The organism is Pseudomonas alvandae (assembly GCF_019141525.1).
Classification (GTDB): domain Bacteria; phylum Pseudomonadota; class Gammaproteobacteria; order Pseudomonadales; family Pseudomonadaceae; genus Aquipseudomonas; species Aquipseudomonas alvandae.
Map to the genome: position 1 here is coordinate 4655861 of NZ_CP077080.1, position 18820 is coordinate 4674680.

Consider the following 18820-nt stretch of genomic DNA (forward strand, 5'->3'; position numbering starts at 1 on the left):
AAAACTGTTTCCGCTATCAGAGAAGACCTTCCATGGGTGCCTGGCTTAGCAATATTTCGCTGAAATACAAATTCTGGGCGGTCAACGCCGTCGCCTTCGCCACCACATTGCTCCTGGTGCTCTATGCCATGCACCTTGAACAGCAGGTCCGAGGGGTGAGCCTGGGCCAGGTCTTCGGCGAGCGGTTCGGTCAATACGCCATGGCGGTGTTCGTGCTGATGCTGGCGATGCTTGGCGCGTCGCAATTGCTGATCCGCTTTCTGCTCAGTCAGCTCAACACCTTGAAAGACGTGATGCTGCACGTGGAGAAAACCGGTGACCTGTCTGCCCGCGTGCCGTTGGCCTGCAAGGACGAAGTGGGCCAGATGGCCGCTGCGTTCAATGCCATGCAGGCCGGCTATCAACGCGTGGTCGATACCGTTGCCAGCACCGCGCGGCAACTGGACAGTGGCGCGGCGCGACTGGCGTCGAGCATGAACGAAGTACGCCACGGCATGCTCGGCCAGCAGAGCGAAACCGATCAGGCCGCCACGGCGATCAACGAAATGTCGGCCACGGTTTATCACATCGCCCAGCACGCCGGCGCCACCCGCGACCTGTCGAAAACCACCGACACCCTGGCCGGAAATGGTCGCGAAGTGGTCAGCCGCGTGCAGCATTCGATCACCGGACTGTCGACCGGCGTCCAGCAGACCGCGGAAATGATCCAGCGCCTGGCCGAAGACAGCCAGAAGATCAACGGCGTGGTCAGTGTGATCCACAGCATCGCCGAGCAAACCAACCTGCTGGCGCTCAATGCGGCCATCGAAGCGGCCCGTGCCGGCGAGATGGGACGGGGCTTTGCCGTGGTGGCCGACGAGGTGCGCAACCTGGCCAAGCGGGTCCAGACCTCGACGGATGAAATCACCACCATGGTCTCGGCCCTGCAGGCGGGAACCCGTGATGCGGTGGATTTCATGCAGGAAAGTTCGCACAAGGCCGACGACTGCGTGCAACAGGCTTGCGAGGCCGGAGAGGCACTGGCGCAGATCACCGAGGCGGTGGCGCAGATGCGCGAGAGCAACACCCAGATCGCCGTCGCGGCTGAACAGCAGAGCCATGTCGCCGAAGAAATGAACCGGGCGGTGGTGAGTATTCGCGACGTGACCGAAAACACCGTGCGCCAGACCGTGGAGTCGGCGACCACCAGTCATGAACTGGCCACGTTGGCGGGAGAATTGAACAAGGCGATCGGGCAGTTGAAACTCTAAATATTGAATTTCCGGGTGTGCCTTTGTGGCGAGGGGATTCATCCCCGCTGGGCTGCGAAGCAGCCCCCGAATCCGGTGCTTTGTTAGATCAGGTTGATCGCATCCAGGTATTTGGGGGGCGCTCCGCACCCCAACGGGGATGAATCCCCTCGCCACAAAAAGTCTTTTCGCTATCAGCGCCTATCGCGATGATAGCCAACCGCGATTCGCCGCCCTGCCCGGCCCGACCTATCCTTGGGTTATTCGGTTTCACGAACTCAAGGAACAGCATCATGGGCAAACGTCACCCCAACCTTCCGGCCTGGCAATGGCGCGCCTACCCTGAAAATCATCGCCACCCGACCAACCTGGTCTTGCACCTGATCGCGGTGCCGCTGTTCATCGTTGCGTTTTTGCTGATTGTGTCGGGTGTGTTCAGCCTGAGCCTGGGCGATGTCGCCATCGGGGTGATCGGCGTACTCGCCGCGCTGGGCTTGCAACGCCACGGCCATAGCCTGGAAACACAGGCTTCCGAACCATTCAGTGATCGCAAAGACGCCGCGTCGCGCCTGCTGGTGGAGCAATTCCTGACCTTTCCCCGGTTCTTCCTCAGCGGCGGATGGTGGCGCGCCTGGCGCGATCGCCACCACCATTGAAGGACCGCCTGATCAGCCGAAAATCGTCACCGTCTGCCGGCTCATGGCGATCAGCCGGCCATCGGCGCTCCAGAATTTCGCCGCGACATGACCGTAACCGTCCTGGGCATGTTCGATCTCGGCGAGATACTGGCACCAATCCAATGTCGAGAGCTCCAGCAATGGCTGGACGAATTCGATGGTCCAGGTAAGCGTGCTGCCCGGCGCCATCTGGGTGAGGTGCGGCAGCAGCGCTGGCGGCCAGGCGTCCACCAACGCCAGGATGTGACCTTCGTCCAACGGCTCTTCCTTGACGTCCCCGCGCAAGCGCACCCAGCCTCCCATGCTGCGGGATTTGTTGCCGGTAAACGGCAATCCTCCAACGCTCCAACGCATTGCCAAATGACGCATGAACTCCGGGGTTCCGCCCTTGATGTAAGGCAACTCCTGGCACTGCTCGACATCCTTGAATTCAGGCGCGGAGTCGGCCTGCACCGCCACGACGGAAGATCGCGACGCGCCAAAGCTGCCTTGCACCACCGTCACGACCTGGCCGTTCTGCACGGCACGGCCCAATACCTGGCTGACGGCCTTGCCTTCGCGCAACACATCGACTTGAAAACTGACCGGCACGTCGGGCTCGACCGGACCGACAAACGTGATCGCCAGCGAACGCACCGGGCGATCCGCCGGGACGCATGCACGCATCGCCTCGTATTGCAGCGCCGCGACCAAGCCACCAAAGCTGGCACGCCCCTGGCCCCATTCAGGCGGGATCACCACGGCGTCTGGCTGATTGCGCACGGCATCGATCAAATCGGAAAAGCGCATGTCGACCTCAGAAGCAGGAAAAAAGATGAAGGGATCTTAACCAGCCCGCACGAGCAGTACAGCGCTCATTCCGGCCAAAGAGACTGACAGAAAAGCCGCGGGCCAAGAATCCACCGCGAATATCCTGTGGGAGCGGGCTTGCTCGCGAACGCGGTAGGTCAACGCATACGCTGTGACTGCACGATCGCAATTCGCGAGCAAGCCCGCTCCCACAAGGAGAACATGCAAGATCAGGATTTATCGAAGCAACTGGCAATCAGTTTATCCAGCACCCGATCGGACTTGGCCTCGGCCTTTTCCATGGTGATTTGCCAGACCGGTACACAGGGTTGCAGGTCGGCTTCTTGCTCGGCCCGCGCCAGCCACTGCCAGCAATCGTGCCAATCGCCCAATGCGCCCTGGGCGGACTTGAGCCGTGGCATGGCCGCCTCCGGCAAGCGATCGAGTTCAGGGTAGGCTTCGATGGCGTAGCGCACGCGCTTGATCAACAGGCGCAGGCGATGACGGTCATGAGCCGGATCACGCAAGGCCTCGCCGAGTTTTTTCCATTGTTTGTCGAGGCGTTTTTCGATGCGTTTGCGCAGCCCGTCGAGCAAGCCCTGGCGCTGGGCTGCACGGATGAAGCGTGGGAACGCGTCGAGAATCATCAACAGCTGCGCCAGCTCGGGGCTGCCGGCCACGGCGGGATACGCCTCGGCCATTTGCACCTGGCGCCGCTGCGCCGCCTCGGTCTTGCCGTGCTTCTCGAGATAGGCCGCCAGCACTTCACGGTCGCGCAAAGGCGTGGTCAGGCTACCGACTGCCGACGCGGCCGTTTCCAGCTGCTCGACACCGGGCAGTCCACGCAACGGACGAAGCAGGCTGCGCAACCGACGGACCGTGGTCCGCAGGTCATGCAATGCTTCGCTGTCGGTTTGGGCGTTCAAGCGGGCCTGACAGGCCAGCAGGCGGACTTCCAGGCCCAATATCCGGGCCACCAGCCGATCGATCATGAGACGTACTCCGTACGCAGCCTCAAGCGATAAGCTTCAAGCGGCAAGTGGAGCGGCGCGTCGCCCTCTTGAAGCTCAAAGCTTAAAGCTTGCAGCTGCCTTTATCATCTTCCTGCGCGGGATTCGCGGATGTAGAAGCGGGCCTTCTCGGCTTTTTTGGTGCAGCCTTCATACGCTTCGAATTGCTGCTGGGTCTTGGCACCGGTCAGCAACGACAGGGCCTTGGAGTAGCTGACGGTACCGGCGAATCCTTCGGCCTTGGCCAGGTCAAGTTCACGCCATGCGCTGTCGAGCTGGCTGCCGCAACTGTCGCGGTAGGCGGTCTTGCCGGCGCAACCGGCCAGGGCCAGAACCATCAGGGATGCCACCAGGGGCAGGCAGATCCGGGCTTTCATCGATAACACCTCAAGTCAGGTAAACAGTCGTGCTGGTATGACGGCTTTGCCAGTAAAAAGTGCCTCGGCTCGACCGGTATATTCAAGTGTGGACGAGAATACGCAAATGCCGTCGCGGCGTGTCAAAAAACGACGTCTACGCCACAACGATTTGAGCCGGGCCGTCGATCAGTGCATTGTTGACGTCTGTTCGACGAGAGGCCACCTCATGACAAAACGTGTCGCATTGGTATTGGGCTCGGGCGGCGCCCGGGGCTACGCCCATATCGGAGTGATCGAGGAGATCGAACGGCGCGGCTACGACATTGCCTGTATCGCCGGCTGTTCCATGGGCGCCGTCGTCGGTGGAATCTATGCCGCCGGCAAACTCGAGGATTACCGCAACTGGATCGAAAGCCTCGATTACCTGGACGTGTTGCGGTTGGTGGACGTCAGTTTTCGTCTGGGGGCGATTCGTGGTGAGAAGGTGTTCGGACAGATCCGCAAGATCGTCGGCGAACTCAATATCGAAGACCTGCGCATTCCCTATACGGCGGTCGCCACCGACCTGACCAACCAGCAGGAAATCTGGTTCCAGGAAGGTTGCCTGCACCAGGCGATGCGAGCCTCGGCGGCCATTCCCAGCCTCTTCACCCCGGTCATGCAAGGCAACCGCATGCTGGTGGACGGCGGCCTATTAAACCCATTGCCGATCGTGCCGGTGGTGTCGAGCCATTGCGACCTGATCATCGCGGTCAACCTCAACGCCACCAACCAGAAACAATACAGCCTGCCAGTGATCCAGCGCCCCGCTGCGTTCCGGCGTCGCTTCGACACCTTGGTCAGCTCCCTGGGTTCACGGCTGCCGTTTCGCCGCAAACAGGCCGAGCAGTTGCTGCTATTGGAACAGGAAGCGCTGAAGGCCGAAGCAGCCGATATCAATCCGTGGATCGAGTCCGCCGAGCCCGAAGGCCAGCAGCCTGCCGCCGCGCCGGAAACCGAAGGCGCACCGAGATCCGCCACCGGCTCGTTCATCATCGACAACGTCGGGCCGGCGTCCTTGCTGGACCTGATCAACCAGAGTTTCGAGGTAATGCAGACGTCGTTGGCCCAGTACAAGATCGCCGGTTATCCACCAGATGTGCTGATCAACGTGCCGAAGCGAGTGTGCCGGTTTTTCGAGTTCTACAAGGCGCCGGAGCTGATTGCGCTAGGGCGGGAGATTGCCCGGGATACGCTGGATCGGTATGAGCGTGAGCAGAACTGAAAGTGTTTGTAGACTTTTTGTGGCGAGGGGATTTATCCCCTCGCCACAACAGCGCTTGGCTTTAGATCTCAAAGGTGATCAAGCACCCTCCTCCAACAACCGATACCCCACTCCCGCTTCAGTCACGATAAACCGAGGCCGGGTCGGGTCGTCAGCGAGTTTCTGGCGCAGGTGACCGACGACGATGCGCAGGTAGTGGCTGTCTTCGATATGGGTCGGACCCCAGATGTCCTTGAGCAATTGCTGCTGGGTGATGACCCGCCCCGGATGCCGCGCCAGCTGCGCCAGCACCGCGTATTCCTTGCGGGTCAGGGCCACTTCGGCGCCATCCAGCAGGACCCGGCGATAAGCCAGGTCCACCGTCAGCGGGCCCAACGTCAATGCCGCTGGCGGTGCTTCGCCTGCTGGCGCCTGTCGCAGTAGCGCACGCACCCGGGCGAGGAACTCCTGGATGCCGAATGGCTTGGTCACGTAATCATTGGCGCCATTGTCCAGCGCCTCGACTTTCTGCGCTTCGCTGGCGCGTACCGACAGGACCAGCACGGGCACCGCCGACCATTGGCGAAACTCGCGCAACACTTGCTGGCCGTCCATGTCCGGCAAGCCCAGGTCGAGCACCAGCAGATCCGGCTTGTTCAACGCCGCCTGGGCCAGGCCCTCGGCGCCCGTTTCGGCTTCGAGCACCTTGTAGCCTTGGGAGGCCAGGCTGATGCGCAAGAACTTGCGAATCTGCGGCTCGTCATCGATGACCAAAAGGGTCGCGCTCTGGCTCATGGGTTCCATTCATCACAATCAAGTCGCGAGAGCATAACGCAGCGCCGGTCAGGCTTCATCGTCCATGCCCGGTTGTGCCTGCAAGGGCAAGTGCAAGGTGATGCAGGTGCCGCGCCCGTCGAGGCCGTCGCCGACGCTGATCCGCCCGCCATGGGCACCGATCATGCCCTGGCAAATCGCCAATCCGAGCCCGGTGCCTTGCCCGCCTCGATCGCCGCGGGCAGCGGTGTAGAACATGTCGAAAATCTTCTCGCGCTCTTGCTCGGGGATGCCTGGCCCTTCATCCGCCACGGCGAACAAAACTTCGTCTGTCGTCACTTCGGCACTGAGCAACAATCGGCCGTGGACCGGGGAAAACCGCGCGGCGTTCTCCAGCACATTGACCAGGGCCTGCTCGATCAGCGCAGCGTGGACATACAACAACGGCAAGCCGGCCGGCACTTCGACGCTGACGGCCAGCGGCGCCAGCACCGCACGCAAGCGGTTCAGGGCACTGCCGACGATGTCGGCCGGCGACACCCAGTCCCGGGCCAACTTCAGGGCGCCGTGACCCAGGCGCGTCATGTCGAGCAGGTTCTGGATATAGCGATCCAGCCGCTCGGCCTCATCGCGGGTGCCTTCGAGCAGTTCGCGACGGTCCTCGATCGGAATCGCTTCGCCCAACGCCAACAGGCTGTCGATGCTGCCGCGCATGGAGGTCAGCGGCGTGCGCAAATCATGGGAGACAGAGGCGAGCAAGGCGCTGCGCAATTGTTCGGTTTCGCCGTGCAGGCGCGCCGCCTCCAGGTCCTGCGCAAGTTGTGCCCGGGCCAGCGCCTGGGCCAACGGCTGGCTGAGGGCCGCCAGCCATCGCCGTCGCTGGTCGCTGAGCGGCTTGCCGTCTTTCGTGCAGACGCCGAGCAAACCCAGCGGCCCGCCCTCCGCCGACAAAGGCCACCACCACCAACGCCCGGACGGCAGCGTCGCGGTACCGGCGCCGGCCGGTTGATCGTGTTGCCACGACCAGTCGGCGGCGGCGCGCTCGGCCTCGTTGAACGTCAGCGGTTCGGGGGTCTCGACTTTCCAGCCAGCCGGGCCGTCCCGATTGAGCAGGCACAGTTGCAAGTCGTACTCGCTGTTGAGGTGGAGCACGGCGGCGCTGATCACCGCCTGGCGATCGGTCGCGGCGGTCAGTTTGCGTGACAGGTCGAGCAGCTCCCCGGTTTCCTGCTGGGTGTCGCGCAGCGCCTGCAACTGGCGCCGCTGGCGGGCCGCGAGGTTGCCGGTCAAGGCCGCCATCAGCAGGAAGAACACCAGCGTCAGCACGTCCTCTTCGCGTTGAATCGTCAGGGAAAAATTCGGCGGAATGAACAGAAAGTCATAGGCCAGGAACGACAGCGCCGCACAGGCCAGCGCCGGGCCGAGGCTGCTGCGCACCGCCACCAGCAACACCGCCATCAGAAACACCAGGGAAATGTTGGGCAACGCCAGCAGCCCGGATATCCCCCAGGCCAAGGCGCTGGCCACCACCGTCGCCACCAGCGCCAGCGCATAGTCGAAACCGGTCTGGACGGAACCTGCACGCTGGCGGGCGGGTGGCGGCGACTCATCGCTGTCCAGCACGTTGATTTCCAGGCCTCGGGCGTTGCGCAGCAAGCGCGACGCGAGGCCACCGCCAAACAGGTTTCGGCGCAGGCGTGGCCGGGACTGCCCTACCAACAGCAATGTCGCGCGACGTTGCCTGGCGTGTTGGATCAAGGTCTTGGCGACTTCGCCAGCTCGCAGCAGCACCACTTCCCCGCCGAGCCTTTCCGCCAGTTGCTGGACGTTTTGCAAGCGTTGGCGCGACGCCTCGTCCCGCGTCGCGCCGTTATCCACGTGCACCACGCTCCAGGGCAGATGCCGGCGCTGGGCGACACGACTGGCGTGGCGCACCAGCCGTTCAGCCTGCACGTCGCCGTCCACGCCCACCAACAGCCGTCCCTGTACCGCCGGAGCCGACTGGCCCAGTTGTCGATAGCCCTGGGCCAGATCGTTATCTACCTGCGCGGCGGCGGTCTGCATGGCCAGTTCGCGCAAGGCGGTCAGGTTGGTCTGGGAGAAAAACGCATCGATCGCGGCCCGGGCCTGTTCCGGCACGTAGACCTTGCCGTCGCGCAAGCGCTCCAGCAGCTCGCGCGGCGGCAGGTCGATCAACAACAGCTCATCGGCTTCCTGCAATACCCAATCCGGCAACGTCTCGCGCACCTGCACGCCGGTGATGCCGCGCACCTGATCATTGAGACTTTCCAAGTGCTGGACGTTGACCGTGGTGTAGACGTCGATGCCAGCGGCGAGCAGTTCCTGGATGTCTTGCCAGCGCTTGGCGTGGCGACTGCCGGGCGCGTTGCTGTGGGCCAGTTCGTCCACCAGCACCAGGCTCGGGCGCGCCGACAGGAGCCCGTCGAGGTCCATTTCCTCGAGCATCACGCCGCGATATTCCGAACGTACCAATGGCTGCTGCGCCAGGCCATTCAACAGCGCTTCGGTCTCGGCGCGCCCGTGGGTTTCGACGACCCCGGCGATGACGTCCGTGCCTTGACGCAACCGGGTGTGGGCCGCTTGCAGCATGGCGTAGGTCTTGCCGACGCCCGGAGCGGCGCCCAGGAAGACCTTGAGACGGCCACGGTCGTGGCGTGGCAGGTTGGCTAACAGTGCATCGGCGCGGCTGGCGTCGCTCATGCGGGATCTCTTGTTTCAGGAATGGAATTAAGCCTCTGTGGGAGCGAGCTTGCTCGCGATGGCGGTCGTTCAGCCGCCACTGTCATTGACTGACCCACCGCTATCGCGAGCAAGCTCGCTCCCACAGGTTCTATATTTTTTCCAGGGCCATGTTCAGCGCCAGCACGTTCACCACCGGCGGGCCCACCAAGGGCTGCTCGGTGTTGTCATCGAGCAACTGCTGCAACGTCGACACCGGCACATTCCTGGCGGCGGCGACACGCGCCAGTTGATAGGCAATCGCCGCCGGAGGCAAGTGCGGATCCAGCCCACTGCCGGAGGTGGTCAGCAGCGCCAGGGGCACCGGGCCCTGGCCGGACACTTGCAGCTTGTGGGCGTCATCGATCACGCGGGTGGCCAGCGCCGGGTTGCTGGGCGAAAAATTGCTCGCGCCGCTGGCCACTGTGGCGAAGGCACCTGCCGAGGGGCGCGGATGGAACCAGCCATCGCCGGTGAAATCCTGGGCGATCAGCCGGGATCCACGGACCTTGCCGTCGGCATCATGAATCAGGCTGCCGTTGGCCTGGTCCGGGAAGGCGACTTGCGCCACGCCGGTGACGAGCAATGGGTAGGCGACGCCGGTGAGCAGCGTCATCAATAACAACAGGCTCAAGGCCGGGCGAATCAGGGTGAACATCTCAAAATCCTCATTGAAAACACACTGTGATGGATACACATCTGTGGCGAGGGGATTTATCCCCGCTGGGTTGCGCAGCAGCCCCAAAAGAACCGCCACATTCATGTCTGACTACCGCAATCACAATCTTGGGTCTGCTTCGCAGACCAGCGGGGATAAATCCCCTCGCCACAAAAGAACTCACACCCAAGGCTCAAACCAAGTGCAGACCCGTCAATAACAAATCAATCGCCTTGATCCCCACGAACGGCACCGCGATCCCGCCCAGGCCGTAGATCAGCAGGTTGCGCCGCAGCAAGGCCGCCGCGCTCGCTGCCTGCACCCGCACGCCGCGCAGGGCCAGGGGGATCAGCACGACGATGATCAAGGCGTTGAAGACGATGGCCGAGAGGATCGCGCTCTGCGGGCTGCTCAGGTGCATGACGTTCAGCACGCCAAGCTGCGGATAGATCGAGGCGAACAGCGCCGGCAGGATCGCGAAGTATTTGGCGATGTCATTGGCGATGGAGAACGTGGTCAGCGCGCCACGGGTGACCAGCAATTCCTTGCCGATCTGCACCACGTCCAGCAACTTGGTGGGATCGCTGTCGAGGTCGACCATGTTGGCCGCCTCGCGCGCGGCCTGGGTGCCGTCGTTCATCGCCATGCCCACATCGGCCTGGGCCAGGGCCGGAGCGTCGTTGGCGCCGTCGCCGCACATGGCGACCAGCCGGCCATCGTTCTGCTCATGGCGGATACGCGCCAGTTTTTTCTCCGGCGTGGCCTCGGCCAGCACATCATCCACGCCCGCTTCGGCAGCAATCGCGGCGGCAGTGAGCGGGTTATCGCCCGTGACCATCACCGTGCGGATCCCCAGCTTGCGCAGCTCGGCAAAGCGCTCGCGGATACCGGGCTTGACCACGTCCTTGAGGTGAATGGCGCCGAGCAATTTGCCGTCCACGCAGACCAGCAACGGCGTGCCGCCGCTCTGGGCGATCTTGTCGACTTCCCGCGCCAGTGCAGTGGGCAGCCCGTCACGGGGCAGGCCGATGAAACTCAACAGGGAATCCACCGCGCCCTTGCGATAAACGCGTCCTTGATAATCCACGCCGGACAAACGGGTTTCGGCGCTGAAGGGCACGGCGGTCAGCGCGTCCAGAGCGGGTTCGGCCTGCGGATGCAACCCGCGTAGGTATTCGACGATGGACTTGCCCTCGGCCGTGTCGTCAGCCAGGGAGGCGAACAAGGCGCCTTCGGCCAACGCCTTGGCGCTTACGCCTGGGGCCGCATAGACCGCGGCACAGCGGCGATTGCCAAAGGTGATGGTGCCGGTCTTGTCCAGCATCAGCACGTGCACATCCCCTGCCGCCTCTACCGCGCGGCCGGACTTGGCGATCACGTTCAAGCGCACCAGGCGGTCCATCCCGGCGATGCCGATGGCCGACAGCAATCCGCCGATGGTGGTGGGGATCAACGTCACCAACAGCGCCACCAGGAACACCAGCGGCAGGCTGCCGTTGGCGAAATGCGCGAACGGCTGCAGCGTCACCACCACCAGCAGGAAGATCAGCGTCAGGCCGATCAGCAGGATATCCAGCGCCACTTCGTTCGGGGTCTTCTGGCGTTTGGCGCCTTCAACCAGGGCGATCATGCGGTCCAGGGTGGACTCGCCGGGATTGCTGGTGATGCGCACCAGCAACCAGTCGGAGACCAGCCGCGTGTTGCCGGTGACCGCCGAGCGATCGCCGCCAGACTCACGGATCACCGGCGCCGATTCCCCGGTAATCGCGGCTTCATTGACCGCCGCGATGCCTTCGATAACTTCGCCATCACCGGGGATCATCTCCCCTGCCTCGATCCGTACGACATCGCCCTTGCGCAGGCGGGTGGCGGGCACCACCTCAAAGCCGTCCGCGGTCTGGCGACGAGCGCTCAAGCCTTCGCTGCCGGCCTTGAGGCTGTCGGCACGGGCCTTGCCCCGACCTTCGGCCAAGGCTTCGGCGAAGTTGGCGAACAACACGGTGAACCACAGCCACAGGGCGATTTGCGCGGCCACGAAAGTCGGCACGGCGCTGTCGGGAACCAGGCACAACACGGTGGTGAGGATCGCGGTGAGCTCCACCACCAGCATCACCGGCGCACGGTGCAACTGGCGCGGGTCAAGCTTGACGAACGCTTGCACCAGCGCTGGCCGCCACAGGGCTGACAGATTGGTTTTGGCTTGCTCCGGCGCCTTGGCGACGACGGTCTTGCTCATTGGCATGTTCATCATCAACTCCTCAGAAACCCAGGCTCAAGTGTTCGGCGATCGGGCCGAGAGCCAGCGTCGGCAGGAAGGTCAAGCCGCCGACCAACAGGATGGTCACGGTCAACAGCGTCACGAACAGCGGGCCATGGGTGGGAAAGCTGTTCTGGCCGATGGGCGCGGTTTTCTTCAGGGCCAGGCTGCCAGCCAACGCCAGCACCGGCAGGATGTAGCCGAAGCGGCCGATCAACATGCCCAGGCCCAGCATCAGGTTGTGAAACGGCGTGTTGGCACCAAAACCGGCGAACGCCGAACCGTTGTTCGCCCCCGCCGAGGTGTAGGCGTAAAGCAACTGGCTGAAACCGTGGGCGCCAGGGTTGCTCACCGCCGCCGCAGGGCCGGGCAGGCTCGCGGCGATGGCGCCGAGCACCAGCACGCTCACCGGCATCACCAGCAGCGTCACCACCAGCAACTGCACTTCCCGGGCGCCGAGCTTCTTGCCCAGGTATTCCGGCGTGCGACCGATCATCAACCCCGCGAGAAACACCGCGATCAACACGTTCAGCAGCATCCCGTAGAGCCCGGCGCCGACGCCGCCGAAGATCACTTCGCCGACCATCATGTTCATCAGCGCCACCATCCCGCTCAGCGGATTGAGGCTGTCGTGCATGGCGTTGACCGAGCCGTTGGACGCCGCCGTGGTCGTCACCGACCAGAGCACCGTGGCGGTGGTGCCGAAGCGTGCCTCCTTGCCTTCCAGCGGCGCAGTTTGTTCGACGGCTGCGTCGTTGAGGGCTGGATTGGGTTGGTATTCGGCCCACAGCGACGTCGCCCCGCCGATCAGGAACAAGGCCAGCATGCAGGCGATAATCGCCCGGCTCTGGCGCAGATCCTTGACGTAATGACCGAAGGTGAACACCAGCGCCGCCGGGATCAGGATGATCGACGCGACTTCGAAGAGATTGGTCCAAGCGGTCGGGTTCTCGAACGGGTGCGCCGAATTGACGCCGAAGAAACCACCGCCGTTGGTGCCCAGTTGCTTGATCGCAATCTGGCTGGCCGCCGGACCGAGAGGAATCACCTGATCGACGCCCTGCATCGTCACCCCATGCACATAATGCGCTAAGGTCTGCGGCACGCCCTGCCAGACCAGGAACAACGCCAGCAACAGGCACAGCGGCAACAACCCATAGAGCGTGGCACGGGTCATGTCGACCCAGAAATTGCCCAGGGTCGTGGCGGACTTGCGCCCGATCCCACGGCACAGCGCAACCAGCACGGCCAGGCCCGTGGCGGCGCTGACGAAGTTCTGCACGGTCAGGCCGATCATCTGGCTCAAGTAACTGAGGGACGCCTCGCCGCTGTAGGACTGCCAGTTGGTGTTGGTCATGAAACTGACCGCCGTGTTGAACGCCTGGGTCCATTCCATGCCGGGCAGGTTTTCAGTGTTGAGCGGCAAATGCCCCTGTAACAGGAGCACGGCGAACAACAAGGCGAAACCCGCCAGGTTGAAGGCGAGCAACGCCAGGGTGTACTTCTGCCAACTCTGCTCGGTGGTCGGATCGACGCCAGCCACCTTGTAACAACACCTTTCCACCGGCCCCAGCACGGGTGAGAGCCAGGTGCGCTGGCCTTCCATCACCCGATAGTAGAACCGCCCCAGGAAAGGCGCGGGGATCAGCACCAGCGCGAAAAAGCCGAGGATCAGCCCGTAGTCATAACCCTGCATAGCCGCTCCTAACCCCGGTCCGCGCGCAACAGCGCAACCAACAGATAAATGAACAGCGCCACTGCCAGCAGCAGCGACACCCCGTCCAGAACACTCATGGGATTTCTCCGTGGTACGGCGTCGTGCCGTGTGTGGAGGGATTGTCGGCAGGGAGGGTGTAAAGGTGCGAGATCAAGGGTGGGGTGGGGGAATAAAGAATCTGTAAAAACTGGTTTCTTGGTTGCCCGGGTGGACCTCATCGCGAGCAAGCTCGCTCCCACATTGCTCGGGCTGGGAATGAAAATTCGGAGCCACTAAAGATCCCCCTGTGGGAGCGAGCTTGCTCGCGATGAGGCCAGCCCAGGCACCGACGCTCCGAACTGGGGCACAAACCCAGGCAATCCAGCCGCGAACATCCCCGATACGACACGATTCTCCCCATTACGACCGCCCGAACCATACTGGCACGTCCACTGCACTGCCCTCCTCCAGCGCTTTTGCTACTTATCGAGGGGGAGCCACCCATGAACACACAACTAAAACCCACCCTGGGCACCCTGCACTTATGGGGCATCGCCGTCGGCCTGGTGATATCCGGCGAATATTTCGGTTGGAGCTACGGCTGGGGCGTCGCCGGCACGCTGGGCTTTCTGGTGACATCGTTCATGGTCGCGGCCATGTACACCTGCTTCATCTTCAGCTTCACTGAACTGACCACCGCCATTCCCCACGCCGGCGGACCGTTCGCCTATAGCCGCCGGGCCTTTGGCGAAAAAGGCGGCTTGATCGCCGGACTCGCGACGTTGATCGAATTCGTCTTCGCCCCGCCCGCTATCGCGCTGGCCATCGGCGCCTACCTGAACGTGCAATTCCCGGCGCTCGACCCGAAACACGCTGCCGTCGGCGCCTACATCGTCTTCATGGGCCTGAACATCCTCGGCGTGAAATTGGCCGCAACCTTCGAACTGATCGTCTGCGTACTGGCCGTCGCCGAGTTGCTGGTGTTCATGGGCGTGGTAGCGCCGGCGTTCAGCTTCAGCAACTTCGCCCTGAACGGCTGGGCCGGCTCCGACGTGTTCGGCGCACCCGCCATTGCCGGGATGTTTGCAGCGATCCCCTTCGCGATCTGGTTCTTCCTCGCTATCGAAGGCGCCGCCATGGCCGCCGAAGAAGCCAAGGACCCGAAACGCACGATTCCGAAAGCCTACATCAGCGGCATCCTGACCCTGGTGGTTCTGGCCATGGGCGTGATGTTTTTTGCCGGCGGCGTGGGTGACTGGAGCACCTTGTCCAACATCAACGACCCGCTGCCCCAAGCCATGAAAGCCGTGGTCGGCGAAAGCTCCGGCTGGCTGCACATGCTCGTCTGGATCGGCCTGTTCGGCCTGGTGGCAAGCTTCCACGGCATCATCCTCGGCTACTCGCGCCAATTCTTCGCCCTGGCCCGCGCCGGCTACCTCCCCGCCTCTCTCGCCAAACTCTCGCGTTTCCAAACCCCACACCGCGCCATCATCGCCGGCGGACTGATCGGCATCGCCGCCATCTACAGCGACGGCCTGATCAACCTCGGCGGCATGACCCTCACCGCCGCGATGATCACCATGGCCGTGTTCGGCGCCATCGTCATGTACATCATGAGCATGCTCAGCCTGTTCAAACTGCGCAAAACCGAGCCCAACCTGGAACGCACCTTCCGCGCGCCGGGCTATCCAATAGTCCCGGGGATTGCCTTGGTCCTGGCCGTGGTGTGCCTGGTGGCGATGGCCTGGTTCAATGCGCTGATCGGCTTGATCTTCCTCGGCTTCATGGCGGTGGGTTTCGTGTACTTCGTGTTGACCGCGCAGTTACGCGCAGACGCTCCGGCCGATGCGATGTTGACCGGGCTATAAGGTGAGCCAGGCATAACCGGCGTAGTATGGAACCACTGCGAACCGTCTTCGCTCATAAGTGGTACGGGCAATGACCAGCGAAATACTCGTCTGGCCATTGCCCCTCAAGGAGAGCCCTATGCCCTGGTATGCCTGGTTAATCCTGATCGTCGCCATCGGCTCGATCGTGGGTGGTTTGATGATGCTGCGCGACACCGCCAACAAGGTTGAGCTGACGGACGAACAGCGCAAGCGTGTTGCCGAGCGCAATGCGGAAATGGATGCGAAAGAGGCGAAGGATCGCTGATCTGCTTGCTGCGCATCACTCTGTGGCGAGGGGATTTATCCCCGCTGGGGCGCGTAGCGGCCCCAAAACGTTTGGACTCGCAGCTTTAGAGTCAGGATCACTTCTGTAGGTAGAGGGCTGCTACGCAGCCCAGCGGGGATAAATCCCCTCGCCACAGAGGGCAATGCCTTGCCGCGCCAGCAGTGTTATTTCTCCCAATCCGCCTTCGCAATATGCAACCCATGCAGCCCTTTATATCCCGCCCGCTCCGGCTGACTCCAGCCTTGCAGCAACGAATCCTCCAACCGATAAATCTCCACCCCCAGCGGACGACAGACGCTTAAAGGATCCTGCGCTTCCGGCCCCCACATCGCCAGCGACAGATCCCCGCCAGGGCAAGTCGACAGCGCACACAACAAATCAATCTCGGCAAAAAACTCCAGGTAGTCGCCCTTCTGCGCCGGACACGCCTTCATGAAATACATGTCGTCATGATTCAGCCCGGTGCATTGGAAGATATTCAACACGTCATGCACATCGAACTCCGTCAGGCCGTGGGGCAACACCGCACGGGTCAGGTTCGAGTGACAGTGATGATGGAAATCCTCACCGGTCAGCATCTTGTTCACATACGGGTCACAGCGCGTCCCCAACAAATCGTGCAAGCGCCCGCCATGTTCGTCGATGCCGTAAGCCGCCAAGCTGTCATCGGTGATCGTTACCAATGGCCGCAGGAATGGCAGGTTCGACCACAACCGATCATAGGTGCTGACATGAGCGCCTTGAAGCTGACGAGTACGAGCCGCCCATAAGCGCTCCCGCGGATCGTTCGCATTCCAGACGTTGAAGTCCCCCACTTGCGGACCGACCGGGGTTGTCACACGGAAGACATGACCGGCCGGCACATGCCAGGCACGGCCGGTGCGGATGGGTACTTCGAACTGCTCGATCAGCGTGCGCTTGTCCTGCTCGGTGCGGATGCGGTCGTAGAAGGGTTTGTCCACTTGCAGGGCGGAGCCTTTGCTGACCTGGTAGGCGGCTGGGTAGTCTTTGTACATGGCGCGGGTCCTTTGATCAGTGAGGGTTGGCGGGAGTCAGTAGATGCAGAAGCAACTGCTCGGAATCGTCGAGGTAAAGGCTCAACTCGTCGTGGGCAGCGCGCTTGTTACTTTCGGCCAGCAAATCGTGGATCTGCCGGTCACGGGCAAGCCACGGCGCCTGGAAACGCGCCTCATCGGGGGCGGAACAAAACACCAAACGCAACTGTGCGACTACGTTGGTGAAAAACTCATCGAGCAAGGGACTGCGCATCAGCCCCACGATGTGTTGATGGAAGGCCAGACCGTGGGTGCCCACCGCTCGCCAATCTTCGCGCTCGCGAGCCAGCTCGGCGGCCTCCAAGGCTTCGAGCATGCGGTCGGACTGGTATTCGCTCAATGGCTTGCTGGTGAGAATGGCCTGCAGTTCCAAGGTGCGACGGACCTTGAACACGTCTCGCACGTCGTCAACACCCAACCTGCGGACCATGACCCCTTTGTTACGCACGTAACGGGTCAAGCCCTCCTGACCGAGACGGTGTAACGCTTCGCGAATGGTGTTGCGAGAAGCGTTGTAGGCTGAGACCAGGTTGTTTTCGATCAGCGCCATGCCGGGGATGAGGCGGCCGCCGATGATGTCGGCGCGGAGTTCGAGGGTGATCTGGTCGGCTAGGGAAAGGGGGTTGGTCATGGGGGGCCTTGGATTGTTGAACAATCGGTTGGCGTTAGGTAATCAGCATTCGTGCCAATAACGACAAGGTTAAGCCGATGAATCAAAAATCAGACCGAACAATCTCATGGGGTCACTCTTATAAAGATGGACTCAAAATATCAGAAATGAAAAAGCCCAGCGGGTGGGCTGGGCTTAAATGATTTATCCATAGAATCTTTGCCTAAGCACCCACCCCGTGCGGCCAGCCAGGGACCGCCAAAAACGATGATCGCTCGGTCGCCCATCGAGGTGGTACAGCAAGAACGGCCCCGGGCCGAAGGTCTCTCGTGGTTGCGTAGTTGGTCGCGCCGCAGGTATCCAGACTTTCGAAGTCGCTTTTGGTATAGTTCGGCAGTTTTTTAGCAGAACAGCTTTTCAGCTGTCCAAATTCGCTAGGCTTGTCCGTCATGCAAGCAAATAGAAAAGGGAGATACACATGGGCGTGCGAACTGAACAAGAGCTTTTTTGGGAAGGTGAGTTCGGAGACGTATACACGGAGAGAAACAAAGGATTGGACTGGGTTGCTAGCAATACAAGTTTTTTTTCAAAAGTCCTCCACAGAACATCCAAAATAGAATCTGTTCTTGAGTTTGGTGCTAATAGAGGTCTTAATATTTACGCATTGCAGACACTGCTTCCAAAAGCACATTTATCTGCTGTTGAGATTAATTCAAGCGCCGCCGCAGAGCTTAGAAAAAACCATCCCTTGGCAGAAGTTTTCAATACATCTATATTTGAATTCGAAGCTCCGAGAAAATGGGACCTTACATTCACCAAAGGCGTTCTGATACATATCAACCCTGAGAAACTGCCAGAGGCATACGCAGCCCTGTACAACAATTCATCAAAATACATTGTCATCGCGGAATACTACAACCCTTCGCCGGTAGAGCTGTCCTACCGCGGTCACTCGTCCAAATTATTCAAACGAGATTTTGCTGGCGAACTAATGAATACATACAATGACCTTGTATTAGTAGACTACGGCTTTGTTTATCATCGCGACAGAAACTTCCCTCAAGATGATATCAGCTGGTTCATTATGGAAAAACAACCTAAATAATTGCAAAAAATGAATCACTGATGTGTATGCTAAATAGTAAAAGGCCAGTCATCTGACTGGCCTTCCTTAAACAACCCTCAATTCACTTCCAGCTTGTCACGATTCCTATCGAGGATCGCCTTGCCGATGCCCTTGACCTCAAGCAGTTCGTCTACCGACGAAAAAGGCCCATTACTCTCCCGATAGGCAACAATCGCCTCGGCCTTGCCTTTGCCTATCCCTGACAGCTCGCGCTGCAACGTTGCGGCATCTGCCCCGTTCAGATCTACCTTGGCTCCTTGCGTTTTCACTGGCTGCTCCACCGCCGACGGCGAAGCAACCGACTCCGGCTTGGCCGCTGGGGCAGCAATAACAGCGATCGAGGCGCTGGTGAGGAAGGCAAAAATCAGCGAGTAGAAATAGCCTGTACGCATAAGTGACGCTCCATGACATCGTTGAGAGAGA

General features: G+C 61.4%; 18 protein-coding genes. 6 read left to right on the top strand and 12 right to left on the bottom strand.

Annotation, left to right across the window (positions count from 1 at the left end; translation table 11 throughout):
- Positions 1-32: 32 nt before the first annotated feature.
- Together KSS97_RS20535 and KSS97_RS20540 are read left to right on the top strand one after the other, a co-directional pair.
- Entirely contained in the window at positions 33-1250 is a 1218-nt protein-coding gene (locus tag KSS97_RS20535) for a methyl-accepting chemotaxis protein (protein ID WP_217860024.1), read from the top strand.
- Positions 1251-1522: 272 nt separating this feature from the next.
- Positions 1523-1885, top strand: a complete 363-nt coding sequence (locus KSS97_RS20540) for a DUF962 domain-containing protein (protein WP_030141854.1) — start codon at positions 1523-1525, stop codon at positions 1883-1885.
- A gap of 12 nt (positions 1886-1897) precedes the next feature.
- On the opposite strand, the gene KSS97_RS20545 is transcribed toward KSS97_RS20540, so the two are convergent.
- From KSS97_RS20545 to KSS97_RS20555, 3 genes are all read right to left on the bottom strand, one after another.
- The gene (locus KSS97_RS20545) at positions 1898-2695 is read right to left on the bottom strand and encodes an acyl-CoA thioesterase (protein ID WP_217860025.1); all 798 of its coding nucleotides are present in this window, start codon (positions 2693-2695) and stop codon (positions 1898-1900) included.
- A gap of 230 nt (positions 2696-2925) precedes the next feature.
- Positions 2926-3687, bottom strand: a complete 762-nt coding sequence (locus tag KSS97_RS20550) for a CHAD domain-containing protein (RefSeq protein ID WP_030141852.1) — start codon at positions 3685-3687, stop codon at positions 2926-2928.
- A gap of 104 nt (positions 3688-3791) precedes the next feature.
- Entirely contained in the window at positions 3792-4082 is a 291-nt protein-coding gene (locus tag KSS97_RS20555) for a hypothetical protein (protein ID WP_217860026.1), read from the bottom strand.
- 208 nt (positions 4083-4290) lie between these two features.
- Between KSS97_RS20555 and KSS97_RS20560 the strand changes: the two genes are divergently transcribed.
- Positions 4291-5328, top strand: coding sequence for a patatin-like phospholipase family protein (locus KSS97_RS20560; RefSeq protein WP_198797858.1), 1038 nt, complete (start codon positions 4291-4293; stop codon positions 5326-5328).
- Positions 5329-5406: 78 nt separating this feature from the next.
- Here KSS97_RS20560 and KSS97_RS20565 read toward each other — a convergent pair whose 3' ends face one another.
- The 6 genes from KSS97_RS20565 to kdpF all read right to left on the bottom strand — a co-directional run bounded on the left by KSS97_RS20565 (position 5407) and on the right by kdpF (position 13529).
- Positions 5407-6102 carry a response regulator gene (locus KSS97_RS20565; RefSeq protein WP_217860027.1) on the bottom strand — a complete coding sequence of 232 codons (696 nt, stop codon included), beginning with the start codon at positions 6100-6102 and terminating at the stop codon, positions 5407-5409.
- 48 nt (positions 6103-6150) lie between these two features.
- The gene (locus KSS97_RS20570; RefSeq protein ID WP_217860028.1) at positions 6151-8802 is read right to left on the bottom strand and encodes a DUF4118 domain-containing protein; all 2652 of its coding nucleotides are present in this window, start codon (positions 8800-8802) and stop codon (positions 6151-6153) included.
- Between the two features lie 130 nt (positions 8803-8932).
- Positions 8933-9478 (bottom strand): potassium-transporting ATPase subunit KdpC, encoded by a 546-nt coding sequence (gene kdpC / locus KSS97_RS20575; RefSeq protein ID WP_217860029.1) that lies wholly within the window; start codon positions 9476-9478, stop codon positions 8933-8935.
- Positions 9479-9671: 193 nt separating this feature from the next.
- Positions 9672-11726 (bottom strand): potassium-transporting ATPase subunit KdpB, encoded by a 2055-nt coding sequence (gene kdpB / locus KSS97_RS20580; protein WP_217860030.1) that lies wholly within the window; start codon positions 11724-11726, stop codon positions 9672-9674.
- Positions 11727-11736: 10 nt separating this feature from the next.
- A complete protein-coding gene (gene kdpA / locus KSS97_RS20585; protein ID WP_217860031.1) occupies positions 11737-13431 on the bottom strand; it encodes a potassium-transporting ATPase subunit KdpA in 1695 nt (564 codons plus the stop codon).
- 8 nt (positions 13432-13439) lie between these two features.
- Positions 13440-13529 carry a K(+)-transporting ATPase subunit F gene (kdpF, locus tag KSS97_RS20590; protein WP_032863112.1) on the bottom strand — a complete coding sequence of 30 codons (90 nt, stop codon included), beginning with the start codon at positions 13527-13529 and terminating at the stop codon, positions 13440-13442.
- Between the two features lie 405 nt (positions 13530-13934).
- Here kdpF and eat point away from each other — a divergent pair, with 405 nt between their 5' ends.
- The gene (gene eat / locus KSS97_RS20595; RefSeq protein WP_198797576.1) at positions 13935-15299 is read left to right on the top strand and encodes an ethanolamine permease; all 1365 of its coding nucleotides are present in this window, start codon (positions 13935-13937) and stop codon (positions 15297-15299) included.
- A 118-nt stretch (positions 15300-15417) separates the two neighbouring features.
- On the top strand, positions 15418-15585 hold the full coding sequence (locus KSS97_RS20600; protein WP_003183831.1) for a DUF2897 family protein: 168 nt from the start codon (positions 15418-15420) through the stop codon (positions 15583-15585).
- A gap of 185 nt (positions 15586-15770) precedes the next feature.
- Here KSS97_RS20600 and KSS97_RS20605 read toward each other — a convergent pair whose 3' ends face one another.
- Complete coding sequence (locus KSS97_RS20605) at positions 15771-16622, bottom strand: urea carboxylase-associated family protein (RefSeq protein WP_217860032.1); 852 nt, start codon at positions 16620-16622, stop codon at positions 15771-15773.
- 16 nt (positions 16623-16638) lie between these two features.
- Positions 16639-17292 (bottom strand): GntR family transcriptional regulator, encoded by a 654-nt coding sequence (locus KSS97_RS20610; protein WP_217860033.1) that lies wholly within the window; start codon positions 17290-17292, stop codon positions 16639-16641.
- A gap of 457 nt (positions 17293-17749) precedes the next feature.
- Between KSS97_RS20610 and KSS97_RS20615 the strand changes: the two genes are divergently transcribed.
- On the top strand, positions 17750-18376 hold the full coding sequence (locus KSS97_RS20615) for a pseudaminic acid biosynthesis-associated methylase (protein WP_198797573.1): 627 nt from the start codon (positions 17750-17752) through the stop codon (positions 18374-18376).
- A 77-nt stretch (positions 18377-18453) separates the two neighbouring features.
- Here KSS97_RS20615 and KSS97_RS20620 read toward each other — a convergent pair whose 3' ends face one another.
- Entirely contained in the window at positions 18454-18789 is a 336-nt protein-coding gene (locus KSS97_RS20620; protein WP_198797572.1) for a ComEA family DNA-binding protein, read from the bottom strand.
- Positions 18790-18820 lie beyond the last annotated feature (31 nt).